The following is a 13,236-nucleotide window of genomic DNA, read 5'->3' as shown; positions in this document are numbered from 1 at the left end:
TGGTAAAGAGTTTGGAAATAGGTGATAAAAACGTAAGCCCCCACTTATTTCACGATTTACCTATGGTTGTATATTCTTTACTGATTAGCCATAGTTTAACCTATCTTACACCTTTATAGCTATCCAATAATCACCTATGTTTGCTACATTATTAATAGGGGTTTATGTAAGAATGTGTCTGAAATCCATCACCATGAGAAGCCAGGTGCCCCCGTACGGGCGGGTGCATACGCACCCGAGCCTGTGTTCTGTGTTGGTGCAACCTGTGCGCTTTGCGCACAGGTTGCACCAACACAGAAAAGATCTATTGAGCGGCGCAGGCGAGTAGCGTCATAGGTGCTGAGCTTGCCTCAGCTTGAAGGCGCGAACCCTATGGCTTTCAGACATGCTCTAAATAACACTGTGTACAATTGGCTGAATCGAGGGGCAGGATCCGCAGACGCCTGGGTGGAATGTGTCGTACTTTGGTGCAAGTTGTGCATGATGTTATATCAGAATATAAAAATAAATCCGTATGAAAGATCTATAGAAGGTCCTTTATAATAAGCATTTTGGGTTTATGATTAAGGAGTGATCAAAAATAGTGTCATCTGAAAATGTACCTCTGGTGGATTTACATGCTCAATATCTGGCATTAAAGCCTGAAATTATGGCTGCTTTTGAAGAAGTCCTTGAAGGAATGCAGTTGTTCATAGGGCCTCGGCAGCGAGCATTTGAGCAAGAGTTCGCGACGTATTGTGGGTGTCAATTTGGTGTTGGCAATGCTTCGGGTACCCATGCGTTAGAACTGGCATTGCGGGCATGTGATATTGGTGCTGGTGATGAAGTTATTACTGTTGCTAATACCTTTATTGCTACAGTGGAGGCGATCGCCGCGGTTGGAGCCATCCCTGTTTTCGTAGATATTGATCCTGAGACATATTTGATGAACTGGCAGCAGCTTGAACAGGTATTGACGCCGCGCACGAGGGCTATTATCCCTGTCCATCTCTATGGGCATGCAGTAGAAATGCAGCCAGTAATGGATTTTGCGCGTGCCCATGGGTTGCGCGTGATTGAGGACGCTTCACAGGCCCACGGTGCCACCTATCGGGGTCAGCGCGTTGGTTCGTTTGGTGATATTGGTTGTTTTAGTCTGTACTACAGCAAGAATTTAGGTGCATTTGGTGAAGCTGGCATCTGCACAACCAACGATGCTGAACTGGCAGAGAAGATGCGCATGTATCGCGATCATGGCTCGCGAGTGCGCTATTTACATGAAGTCATGGGTGCTAACGGTCGTTTAGATGAGCTACAGGCGGCGGTATTATTGATTAAGATGCCGCACTTAGAGCGCTGGAATGCGGCGCGCCAGGCCCATGCGCAGGCGTATAACGAGCAACTTCGCGGTGTCGTTGATGCCGTACCGGTTGTGCGCTCCTGGGGCACCCATGTCTATTGCTATTACGTTATCCAGGTGCCTGATCGTGATCGTTTCCGACTTTTCCTGCAGCAGGAAGGAATCGGTACCAACATTCATTATCCTACTCCGTTACACTTGCAGCCTGCGTGTGCCCAATATGGTTACAAACCAGGCCTTTTACCAGTTACCGAAGCTCTGGCATCACGGATTGTTTCTTTGCCTATGTATCCGGAACTTACCGAGAAGCAATTGCAGCATGTAATTGATAGTGTAAAGAAATACGTTGGTTCCCTGGCTTCACATTCTGCCTGAACCCCAACAGTATAAATGCATTGTTCCATCCAGAGTGTGTGGGAGCGGTATTGCCAATGGGTATTGTCCTTGTATGTTTTAGTATTTCAATGTAGAGCTTCATAAAGTAGGGCATTATAAGGAATATATAAATGAGAACAGATCTACGTTTTGGTCTAGTTGGTTGGGGATATTGGGGGCCAAAGATTGCTCGTAACCTGGATGGCCTTTCTCAGGTATCGGTGACCATGGTAGCTGATCTTGACCAGAGTCGCCTGACGTCTATCGCTGTAAATCAACCCTGGATTAAAACCACCACCGATTTTCATGATATATTAAATTCGGACGTTGATGGGGTGGTGATTGCGGCACCTGTGCGTGCTCACTACCGCCTGGCGAAAGAAGCGTTGCTCCATGATAAGCATGTTCTGGTCGAGAAACCGCTTACTGCCAGTGTTGCGGAAGCCGAGGAATTAGTAGAGTTGGCCCACCAGCGCAATCTAATCCTTATGGTTGGCCATACCTTTGAATACAGTCCAGCTGTTAACGAGCTACGCAAGCTGGTGCAAAACGGAGATCTTGGAAGGATCTATTGCGTTGAGGCCGAGCGCGTCAATTTAGGCTTGTTCCGCAGTGATATTAATGTGATCTGGGATCTGGCACCACACGATATATCGATACTTCTCTATCTATTTGGCAAGGAACCTGAGCGCGTGAAAGTGCAGGCGAATGCCCATCTGCAGTCGCATATCTGTGACATTGCGCACCTGGACTTAGAGTTTGCCGATCAAATGACGGCTCACGTTCACGTCAGCTGGTTGCATCCCTGCAAAATTCGCCGCGTCACGGTCATTGGCGATGCCAGGATGGTTGTTTATGATGACACCAATCCCTCCGAGATGATCAAGGTCTATAATAAGGGCGCGGATGTACACGCTGATCCAGTTGTCTCCTATCGCCACGGAGCAATCACCATACCTCATATCGACTGGGTTGAGCCGCTGCGCCTGGAATGCGAAGATTTTGTGAATTCGATCCGCACCGGCAATCAGCCGCGAGCCAATGGCGAGGTTGGTCTGGCAGTTGTACGCGTTCTAGAGGCTGCGCAGGCGGCATTGGAGAAGCAAGAGGCTATCAATACTGCTGTGGCCGTGCAATAGTCCAGCAGGGCTGTCTAACCAAAAAGGATGAGCGTTCTCTTACTATTGTTGAGAACGCTCATCCTTTTTGGTATCTGATGCGCCTTGATTATCTGGATAAACCCACGCGCAGAGACTCCAATGTCTGAGATAAGCCTTCGGTAAACTTGATGGTAGGATCGTAGCCGAGTAGGCGCTGTGCTTTGCTAATGTCGGCCAGACTATCTTTAACATCTCCCGGACGAGGATCGCGATAGGAGATATCCGGGCTGGTTTCCAGCAACTCGCTGGCAATGCGCAAGACCTCATTGAGAGAGATACGCTCGCCGCAGCCAATATTCATGGCCTGTCCTACCGCGTCAGGTGCGGTAGCTGCTTTGAGATTAGCCTGGACCACGTTGGCGACAAAAGTGAAGTCACGCGTCTGTTCTCCGTCACCAAAGACGATTGGCTGTTCCTGGTTGAGCAAGGCAGTCAGGAAGCGGGGAATAACGGCTGCATATTCAGATTTGGGATCCTGGCGTGGACCAAAGACGTTGAAGTAACGCAACGCTACTGTTTCCAGGCCATAGATGCTGTGAAAGACAGAACAGAGTAGCTCTCCGGTCAGCTTATGTACTGCATACGGTGACATGGGCGAGGTGGGCATGCCCTCATGCTTGGGTAAGGTTGGCGTATTGCCATAGACTGATGATGAGCTGGCAAAAACGACCCGGCGCACACCAGCATCCCTGGCTGCTATCAGCACATTTTGTGTGCCGTTGACATTGACTTCCAGTGAACTTACAGGATCGGCAATTGAGCGGGGGACAGAAGCCAGTGCGGCCTGGTGAAAAACAACCTCCACTCCCTGTGCCGCCTGTGCGACTGCCTCGAGATCGCGAATGTCGGCGCGTACTACCTCGACGGTTCCGGCTAGCCCTTCAAATGCTTTTAAATTGCTTTCACGGCCAGTAGCAAAATTATCTAAAATGCGAACATTTTCACCCTGTTTCAGGAGCGTCGCGGTAATGTGCGAGCCGATAAATCCTGCTCCACCAGTAACTAAATAGCGTGCTGAACTCATAATAATGTATGTGACACTAGTACCTATCTAATAGTAAGAATAGACTGTGCACAACCCCTTTCTTCGCATAAATTAAGCTTATAACAATTACTACTTTACCAGAATACACCCGAATCAGGTTAAAACGCCTGTTTAATAGCTATAGTATGTGTTATATTGTAAAATGAGCTGCTGTCATAACATGAATATCGCTATTTGTGAATACACAGAGGTAAACTCTGGTATTTAGACGTCCATGTATTAAACGATCAGTATATCTATTGGGCCTTATTCGGTTGTTGATACAGAAATGTTATCGGCAACCGATCCCGTTTCAGTGACAACCTGTTCTGCGCTGGTTTTGCGGACTTGCTCCACATTTGCCGTGTTGTCCTGCGCAAAGAGCTGTTGGTAGGCAGATATGAGATGTTTTGAGGTCTGGTTCCAGCTAAGCTCCTCTTCGATGCGCTGGCGACCATAATTCCCCATTTTTTGCCGCAGGGCGGCATCCGCCAGCAAGATCTCGATCTTATCTGCGAAATCCTCGACGCGATTCGCGGTGGCATAGAGTGCCGCCTCCTGCGCCGAGTAGCGCGTCTCCAGCAGATCAAAGGCCACCACTGGCAGCCCCATAGCCATATATTCCATCGTCTTGAGCATCGTACTGTGATCGTTGAGCTGATTGCTGGGATCAGGGCATAGCCCAATGTCTGCGACGCTGAGGTAGCGCAAGAGATCGTGTTTACCCACCCAGCCCGCAAAATGGACATAATCCGTCAACTGCAAATCTTCGGTCAGATTTTTTAACAGTGTTAATTGATCGCCGTCGCCCATCAGAACCAGTCCGATATCCTGACGTCCACGTTTATTGATCAACTCGTTGAGGGCGTAAAGCACATAATCCACCCCATCCTGTGAGGCCATTACCCCGATATAGGCCAGCAGGTAGGGACGTCCTCGCTTCAATTCAGGCTCGGGCGTAAGCACGGTAAAGCGTGTATCGTCTGGTCCGTTGCGTACTACCACAACCTTCTCAGGAGCGCAACCACCACGTTTGAGGGCGTTGCGTTTCTGCGACTCATTGGTCGTGATCACCAGATTGGCAGTTTTGTATGAGAGCGTCTCGCACAACTGCAGGCAGCGTTGAATCAATTTCATACGCCCCTGAAACTTAATGGCAAACATTTCCGGTGCCAGATCGTGCTGATCGAAAATAAACTTTTTCCCCAGCATGCGATAGAGCAGTCCAATCATGAAAAAAGTATCTGGTGGATTAGCAGCATGAATGACATCAAAGCCGTGCCGCCGCCAGATCTTAAAGCTCAAGCGCAGCGTGTTGAGCATGGCGACCGCATATTCACGCATATAATCGATTGATTTGTGTATGGTAGTATCAAGGGTATAGCGATAGATAGAGATGCCGTCCAGGTAGACATAGCTTTCGGTATCGCGTGTCTCACCACGTGGGCAGATAATACTGACCTGGTAGCCGTGCTGGCGCAAGGTTTGGGCCTCGCGCCAGACACGTGGATCAGCAGGAACCGAAAGATTTTCTACCAGGAGAAGCACTTTCTTATTCCTGGGCATAAGCGGTCTCCTTTACCGGTATTTCTGCTGCTGTCGTATTGCGGGGAATTTTCAGACCGGTGGCTTTCTCATAGACATCGATGATCCGTTGGGCAATCACTTTCCCATCCAGGTGCTGGGTGTCGGCACGTCCGGTAGTGCGCTCAGTGTGTGCCAGAGCTACTTCAATACCGGCGGCCATCTCCTCAACGTTATTGGGAGTGCAAACGGTGCAGCCCTTTGTATGCCCAATAACGTCGCGCACATCGCCGACATCGGTGCTTACCACTGGAACGTTGCAGGCCATGGCTTCTCTCACCACATTGGGCGAGCCCTCGGCATGTGATGATAGGATCAGAGCATTGCTGGCATTCATATACTTCACCACCATTTCATGTGGCAGGCCAGTGGCCACCACCAGCTCAATATCAACGCCCTTATCGCATACACGGTCAACGGCTGCTTTAGCCAGCGCATAATTCTTCACCGGGATCTTAGGATTATTGCTAAAGAGCACATAATATTTGTTCTGGTCCCAGCCTAGCTCTGCACGTATCTCTGAACGTGGCACAGGATGGAACTGCGAGAAGTTGACACCATCAGGGATGACGTAGATTTTTTGTTGGGGTCCGCGCGCCCTTCTTTTCATTTGCTCCGACTTCACGATAACCGCTTCGACCCAGTAACAGAGCTGACGGCTCAGCATAGCTACAAAGTTACCTTTAAAGCTATGGCCACCTTGTGCAGTTACGGTTCCCAGAATATCATCGCCCAGGTAGGCGGCCACCACGGGAATACCCCATTGGAGGCGGCAGATAACGCACCACAATCCATACTGACCATTGATCACGTTATAGCGCCCACTCAGGGCGGCCCGCCAGATCTGGAACAAGGCTGAGGCATAGCGCAGTGGTGAAGGAATACCAACCCTGGGATGGAGAACATCAACTTCCAGACCCGCTTCGATCAGCGAGTCAACCTGGCTTTTCACGAAGGTGCCTGCATGGGGCTTTTCATCCGTCGGGTAGATGCCGGTAACCATCAGGACACGGAAGGGAGTAACTGTTTTCTTAGGCATTCTGTTGTAGATCCTTTCCGGATAGTAGAGCGCTAAATCAATTCTTTATTTTTTATTTTATGAATTTCGTTATTGCTATTTAGAGCATATCTGGAAGACATGAAGTTCGCGCCTTCGGCTATACAATAGATGCATATGGCTCTTCCGCCAGCAGTTCTGAGACGGAACCCTCGGGCTTAGTCAGACTGGGCGTATCAATAAAGACGCGGAACCAGAGTTCCAGACTGGCCAGTGTGAAGATTTGAGCTTGATAATTGGTCTTACCACTCAAATGATCCTGAACCATCTTCTCGATATATGTATCATTGAAGTAGCCACGACTGCGGATGCGATCTGAAAGCAAGAGTTTGCTAATCAGGTCGCGCTGACCCTCACGGAACCAGATCCCGGTTGGCACATTAAACCCCATTTTTTTGCGCGTCAGAATAGGCGCCGGCAAGAAATCTGCAAAGGCCTGTTTTAATAGATACTTGGTTTTGAGCGACCTGATCTTCACCCCGGATGGAATGTTGGCCGCATATTCGATCAGTTTATAGTCCAACATTGGAATTCGTGACTCCAGCGAGGCCGCCATCGTCATCTTATCGCCCTTCATCAGTAGATTGTCCGGGAGCCAGATTTTTGTGTCCAGGTACAACATCGAAGAGAGGTTGTCACGCTGCGGATTCTTTTGGAGCCAGTGTCGGAACTCACGACTGGCATCCAGGTTGATGGCCATTTTCGTCTCATCGGCCAGCAACTGTTCTTTTAATGGACCATTGAAGATGCCAAACCAGTTCATCCAGCGTTGTGGTGCTGGTTGAGAGATATTGCGGGCCGCCGTCTTAAGCTTACGCATACTATAGGGTAAGCGCTCTAATAGTGGTTGGATCACTTGATCGCGTAGCGACGCTGGCAGAATGTGGTAGTAGCGCGCCATCCAGTCCACCACGTATTTGGGATAGCCGGCAAAAAGCTCATCAGCTCCCTCTCCTGAGAGTACGACCGTGACATGCTGGCGGGCCAGTTTCGACACCAGATAAACACCCAGATCAGATGGCTCACTAACTGGCTCGTCGCGATGCCAGGTCAGCAATGGCCAATACTGTGTGAGGTCTGAAGAATTGACGACCAGCTCATGATGATCGGTACCAAAGTGATTGGCTACCATGCGCGCATAAGGGAGCTCACTGTATTCGGGATGATCGAAGCCGACCGAAAAGGTCTTGACCTTATGCGGGGTAAGCGTGCTCATGATGCCGGAAATAATGCTCGAATCGACTCCACCGCTAAGCATGGCGCCAACCGGCACATCGGCCATCATGCGCTCCTCAACGGCCCGGTGAACATGCTGTTTAATGCCTTCCAGATACTCGGGGATCGGGCGTTTCTCTGTTTCTTTAAATTTGAAATCCCAATAGCACTCTTCCCGCATCGTCTCATTTTCAAAGAGCACCCAATGTCCCGGTTTGACCTTGGTAATGTTTTTGAAGAGAGTAGCTGGGGCTGGGACATAGCGAACACTGAGAAAATCGGCCATCGCCTGTACATCTACTTCCCGCTTTACCCGTGGATGTCCCAGGATGGCCTTAATCTCTGAGCCAAAGACGACATCCCCATTCAGGCAAGTATAGTACAGGGGCTTTTTGCCAGCTTTATCGCGTGCCAGCAAGAGGCGCCGACGCGGCCCATCCCAGATCGCAAAGCCAAACATACCATGCAAGCGCTCAACGCAATCAACGCCATATTCTTCATAAGCATGCACAATGGTCTCAGTATCGCTATTGGTTTGAAAGACATGGCCTTTTTCTTGTAGTGTTTTCCGTAGTTCTTTATAATTCCAGATTTCACCATTAAAGACGATCCAGATATCACCTGTTTCATTGCACATAGGCTGATGGCCGCCGCTAAGGTCGATAATGCTCAGGCGAGCAAAGCCTAGACCGAGTGGACCATCGATGTGAGCGCCACTATCGTCTGGCCCTCGGTGAGCTATTAAGCGTGTCATAGAATCTATTAATTGCGGGGAAACCGGTTCGCCGCTGTGTGAGTTATAAATTCCACAAATGCCGCACATAAACGCTCCCTTTTCTCACTCATTATTTTTTGATTGTATAAGAAGAAGTTGTAATTTTTGCCGTTGTTCGACCCGGCTCATCTATAAAAGTTTGGTACCATAATTCCAGACATAATAGCGACCAGAGGACCTCACTGTGATTGGTCAGGGGATGGCCTCCATCGGTGCTGAGCAGATTGTGCAGCATCTCCTGACTAAAGATATTGCGTCCCTTCGCCTGGCTCGAATTGAGCACATCATGGGCATAGCTCTGCACATCTTTGCGGAACCAGGTATGGATGGGGACCGCAAAGCCACGTTTGGGCCGTTCCAGAATCTCAGGCGGCAGCAGTTCACTGGCCATTTTCTTTAATAAGTACTTGCCATGGCCGTCACGAATGCGACCATTGTTGATGCGTAGTGAAGGATTTAAGGATGCGACATATTCTGCCAGATGATGGTCGAGTAGGGGAGCCCGTGTCTCCAGTGAATTAAACATGCTGGCCTTGTCAACTTTGACGAGAATATCATCTGTGAGGTAGGTCAAAGTATCAACATACTGCATGCGGGCGGTCGGATTAAGATGCTGAACTGAGTGGTAGAGGCCCAGATGGCGTTCAAATGGCATGTGCCCCTGCACCAGATGATAAAAATCCTTGCTATAGAGGGCGCTTCTGGTGTAATCGGGAAACAGCATGGCAGCTTCAATGCTGCGCGTACCATAGTCGCGTAACCAGGTTTGCAGGCGTTTTTTGCCGCGTACATTGTTGGGCAAGAGGTAGGAGGCTCGTGCCATAGTACCGCGCAGGAGGCGTGGAATCTGATAAATCTGATACTCGCGCCTGTATTGCTCATAGCCTCCAAAGATTTCATCACCGCCATCGCCACTCAATGACACGGTCACATGTTCCCGGGCCAGCTTAGAAACGTAGTAGGTTGGCAGCATAGACGAATCTGCGAAGGGCTCATCATAGTCCCAGACCAGCTGTGGCAGAATCGACACCAGATCATATTTGACAAAGAATTCATGATGGTCGGTACCAAAATGCTGCGCCACCTTGCGTGCATGAGGAAGCTCATTGAAAGAATCCTCTTCAAAACCAATTGAAAAGGTCTTAACCGGCTGGGACATCAATTTGCTCATTATGCCAACAACCACGCTTGAGTCCAACCCGCCGCTTAAGAAAGCGCCAAGGGGAACTTCACTCATCAGGCGAATACGCGTGGCCTCTTCTAATAAGCTGCGTGTGTGCTCAATGGCAGTGGCCTCATCATCGTTGCAGGTATGGGCAAAGGAGATGTCCCAGTAACGTTTCGTACTGATCCTCCCATTCTCATAAATAAGAATATGGGCTGCTGGCACCTTCATAATATTCTTGAACATCGTCAGTGGGGAAGGTACATAGCGATAGACCAGATATTCATCCAGGGCCAGAGGATTGACCTCGCGTGGGACGCCCGCTTCCAGGATCGATTTAATCTCTGAACCAAAGATAAGCTGTTGACCGTCCCAGTAGTAATTGAGGGGCTTCTTACCAAAGCGATCCCGGGCCGCGAAGAGACGCTGCCGTTTGATATCCCAGATCGCGAATGTAAACATTCCGCGCAGAAAATTAACACAGTCATCGCCATACTCTTCATAGGCGTGCAGGATGGTCTCCGTATCTCCATTGGTGCGGAACTGATGACCACGGGCCCGTAGGTTCTGTTGAAGTTCCTGGTAATTGTAGATTTCGCCATTGAAAACGATCATCATACTCTGATCTTCGTTAAAAATTGGCTGATGGCTGCCAGCCAGATCAATAATGGAGAGGCGGCGCATACCCAGCGCCGCGCACGTTCCATTATCTATGCCATTGCCAACCCATGTTCCTTGATCGTCGGGGCCGCGATGGCGGATGATTTGGCACATGTCATCGATAAGCTGTTCCGCATGCTCATATCCACATGGCACATTTACGAATCCCGCTATTCCACACATGGAAAGTATATCCTTTCAGGTATTATGGAGTAACCGAGCAGCTTTCTGACGGTACAAAATCATCAGTTGGTTGCTCGCTATGTGCTGTCAGGCGCTGATAAATTGATGTATAGAGGCTTAACACATGTTCAAGCGTGTACGAGCGTTGAATAAGTGCGCTGGCAGCCGCTCCATACTGCTGAGCCAGTTGAGGATCCTGCAGTAACGTTAACAGGGCCTGTGACATCGCTGTATAATCTTCACTTTCAACCAGCAGACCATTAACGCCATGCTCAATGACATCCTCGCTACCACTGACTCGTGTAGCGATACAGGCCAGACCACTGCCCATGGCCTCTAGCAAGGCATTGGGCATACCTTCCCAGCGTGAAGGTAGAATGCCGATCAAGCCGCGCTGTAACTGTCCTGGTACATCGCTTTGCAGTCCGGCAAACTTCACGCTTTCCGTGATGCCCAGCGCGGCCGCCAGTTGTTCTAACTGGGGTAACACAGGGCCGCTACCCACAATCACCAGACGTGCCTCGGGTTGTTGTGCATGAACCAGGTGCCAGGCCTGTAGCAGCACATCCAATCCTTTTTCCCAGCGTGCTTTTGAGACACAAACCACCGTCCTGGCCCGCTCTGCGGTAACTGGGATCTGGGGATCAGGATGAAAACGTGCTGTATCAACGCCATTAGGAATAAGCTGGGTATCTAGATCATCAAAGCCGTTATCTTTTAAATAGCGCTCCGAGCGTTTGCTGAGCACAATGACGACGGCATGGATACGTTTGAGCAAGCTGCGGGTGAGGTTTACAGCTCCCCGACCGGCTGCCTGGAGGCCGTAAAGATCGCCATCAATCCAGGTTTTTCCATCCACCTGTAGCCAGGGAAGAGTAGGATCAAGAGAACCCGCCAGTAACTTTGCGGACTCATTGGTCTTGGTTGGCTTCTCTGCGCCCGCGCTGATGACAATAATGGTCATTGGTTTTTTTGCGAAATAGCAGACAATGGAGAGTGGCAATACCAACAGGCTGAACTGACAGACCTGTAAAACATCAAAGTTGTTACGCTCGCGCCAGATAGTTCTGGCCATAATAAACATGGCCAGGAAATAGAGTAGGCGCTGAACTATGCGTGGCAATCTATCGCGTTTACCTAGCAGCGAACCGGCGATACGCCTCACAGGAACACCCTTTAGCGTATCGGTGAGCGGCCAGATATGTTTATGACGAAAAGTAATAACTTGCGTTTGGTAGCCCGACTCAACCAGGCGCTGACACTGAGCCAGGGTCTGAGTTTCCGCGCCACCGACATAGGGATAAAATGTAGTAATTGCAATACATATACGTGGTTTACGTTCCATAATCATATTTCTCCCACGCCATCAAGAACCTTAGAAGGGGTTCGGGACTCCTTATGAAGTGTTTGACGATAGAAATCTATAAATTGATCAGCAATATGAGTCATTTGATAATTGCATATAACGGTTTCTCGTCCTGCCGCTGCTAAGCGCCGGGCCAGATCACTATCAGATATTAAACGTTGCAGTGCCGTTGCCAGCTCGGCTGGTTGTTCAGGTTCGATCAGCAACGCATTAACGCCATCCACTACAATATCCTCACTGCCGCTGACATTGGTTGCAATACACGGAACTGCGCAACTCATCGCCTCCAGCAAGGCATTGGGCATACCTTCCCAGCGCGATGGCAACACAAAGCCCCAGCACCTGTGCAGCAAGTCAACCACATCTTTCCGCGCTCCCAGGAAGACAACACTCTCCTCCACATTCAATTCTCTCGCCAGGCGTTTTAGCTGCTCTTCCGACTGTCCTGTGCCGGCGATTAGCAAACGTGGCTTCAGGTCGGCTCGCCAGGCAACTGGCTCGTCAAGCATACGTTTCCAGGCATGGAGCAATACATCTACACCTTTGGGATATTGCAGGCGCGCCACACATAGAATATCGCGCTCAGGTCTATTGGGATCCGGTCGTAGTTCGGGGGCAGGATTAAATTTTTCAATTTCGATACCATTAGGAATATGGACAATTTTATTGCTGCGAAAGCCATTGGATGTCATATAGCCAAAGCTGCGCGTGCTAAGAATTTGGTAAAAAGCATCAGATTTTTTCAAGAAATTCAGGATTAGCCCACCACCAATAGCAGTTTTTCTCATATGTTGCATATCGCCCACCACCACATCGGCATAGTCTACCTTCAAAAAGCTAGTGTCGCTCAGCTTACCGGCCAGCGTGTCCACCATCATGATGGCCTCTTCTGGTTTCGGCTTTTTACCGGGTCCTGTGCTGGGAATACTGACAATAACTGGCTTTCCCGTCAGTTTACCCATCAACGCTGCCACACCCGATAGGGGCGAGAGTTGAATTGTATGCAAAATGTCATAATGATGACGCATGCGCCACAACTGCAAGAACATCAGTAAGTCTATCGGCAGATGCCCGAGCCGACCTACTCTTAACCTGCCACGTCGATTAAAAGATCCACCGATGCGGATAACCCGAACGCCATCTACTAATTCAGATTTTTTCCAGGATTTTTCATGTTGTAATGTTACAATGACAACTTTATGACCCAATTCAAGCAGGCGATGAGCCTGTTTGGCTGCGCGTGTTTCCGCCCCGCCAATAATTGGTGCATACAAGAAAGCGACCATACAAATACGCAGCTGATCCTGCGGATTATTTTCCACGAAGCCTCTCC

9 protein-coding genes are annotated in these 13,236 nt (G+C 49.5%); 2 read left to right on the top strand and 7 right to left on the bottom strand.

The window, feature by feature from the left end; genetic code table 11:
- Window positions 1-583 precede the first annotated feature (583 nt).
- Together JMI88_RS11390 and JMI88_RS11385 are read left to right on the top strand one after the other, a co-directional pair.
- A complete protein-coding gene (locus tag JMI88_RS11390) occupies window positions 584-1,714 on the top strand; it encodes a DegT/DnrJ/EryC1/StrS family aminotransferase (protein ID WP_236022896.1) in 1,131 nt (376 codons plus the stop codon).
- A 131-nt stretch (window positions 1,715-1,845) separates the two neighbouring features.
- Entirely contained in the window at window positions 1,846-2,853 is a 1,008-nt protein-coding gene (locus JMI88_RS11385; RefSeq protein ID WP_201361948.1) for a Gfo/Idh/MocA family protein, read from the top strand.
- A gap of 88 nt (window positions 2,854-2,941) precedes the next feature.
- Here JMI88_RS11385 and JMI88_RS11380 read toward each other — a convergent pair whose 3' ends face one another.
- The 7 genes from JMI88_RS11380 to JMI88_RS11350 form a co-directional block, all read right to left on the bottom strand.
- Window positions 2,942-3,898 (bottom strand): SDR family oxidoreductase, encoded by a 957-nt coding sequence (locus tag JMI88_RS11380; RefSeq protein ID WP_201361947.1) that lies wholly within the window; start codon window positions 3,896-3,898, stop codon window positions 2,942-2,944.
- A 267-nt stretch (window positions 3,899-4,165) separates the two neighbouring features.
- Window positions 4,166-5,464 (bottom strand): glycosyltransferase family 4 protein, encoded by a 1,299-nt coding sequence (locus JMI88_RS11375; protein WP_201361946.1) that lies wholly within the window; start codon window positions 5,462-5,464, stop codon window positions 4,166-4,168.
- The gene (locus tag JMI88_RS11370) at window positions 5,451-6,521 is read right to left on the bottom strand and encodes a glycosyltransferase (protein WP_201361945.1); all 1,071 of its coding nucleotides are present in this window, start codon (window positions 6,519-6,521) and stop codon (window positions 5,451-5,453) included. Before JMI88_RS11370 ends, JMI88_RS11375 begins: the two co-directional genes overlap by 14 nt.
- Window positions 6,522-6,639: 118 nt before the next feature.
- On the bottom strand, window positions 6,640-8,577 hold the full coding sequence (gene asnB / locus JMI88_RS11365) for an asparagine synthase (glutamine-hydrolyzing) (RefSeq protein ID WP_201361944.1): 1,938 nt from the start codon (window positions 8,575-8,577) through the stop codon (window positions 6,640-6,642).
- Window positions 8,578-8,599: 22 nt separating this feature from the next.
- Entirely contained in the window at window positions 8,600-10,537 is a 1,938-nt protein-coding gene (gene asnB / locus JMI88_RS11360; RefSeq protein ID WP_201361943.1) for an asparagine synthase (glutamine-hydrolyzing), read from the bottom strand.
- Window positions 10,538-10,559: 22 nt separating this feature from the next.
- Window positions 10,560-11,882 (bottom strand): glycosyltransferase family 4 protein, encoded by a 1,323-nt coding sequence (locus tag JMI88_RS11355; protein ID WP_201361942.1) that lies wholly within the window; start codon window positions 11,880-11,882, stop codon window positions 10,560-10,562.
- Between the two features lie 2 nt (window positions 11,883-11,884).
- Window positions 11,885-13,225, bottom strand: coding sequence for a glycosyltransferase family 4 protein (locus JMI88_RS11350; protein WP_201361941.1), 1,341 nt, complete (start codon window positions 13,223-13,225; stop codon window positions 11,885-11,887).
- Window positions 13,226-13,236 lie beyond the last annotated feature (11 nt).

It is taken from the genome of Dictyobacter formicarum (assembly GCF_016587435.1).
The sequence above is the reverse complement of the archived record's forward strand: the minus strand, read 5'-3'. Positions and strand labels throughout refer to the sequence as shown.

Coding starts and splice junctions, on each gene's coding strand:
- JMI88_RS11385 (WP_201361948.1), top strand. CDS start 1,846: ATGAGAACAGATCTACGTTTTGGTCTAGTTGGTTGGGGATATTGGGGG.
- JMI88_RS11380 (WP_201361947.1), bottom strand. CDS start 3,898: ATGAGTTCAGCACGCTATTTAGTTACTGGTGGAGCAGGATTTATCGGC.
- JMI88_RS11375 (WP_201361946.1), bottom strand. CDS start 5,464: ATGCCCAGGAATAAGAAAGTGCTTCTCCTGGTAGAAAATCTTTCGGTT.
- JMI88_RS11370 (WP_201361945.1), bottom strand. CDS start 6,521: ATGCCTAAGAAAACAGTTACTCCCTTCCGTGTCCTGATGGTTACCGGC.
- asnB (WP_201361944.1), bottom strand. CDS start 8,577: ATGTGCGGCATTTGTGGAATTTATAACTCACACAGCGGCGAACCGGTT.
- asnB (WP_201361943.1), bottom strand. CDS start 10,537: ATGTGTGGAATAGCGGGATTCGTAAATGTGCCATGTGGATATGAGCAT.
- JMI88_RS11355 (WP_201361942.1), bottom strand. CDS start 11,882: ATGGAACGTAAACCACGTATATGTATTGCAATTACTACATTTTATCCC.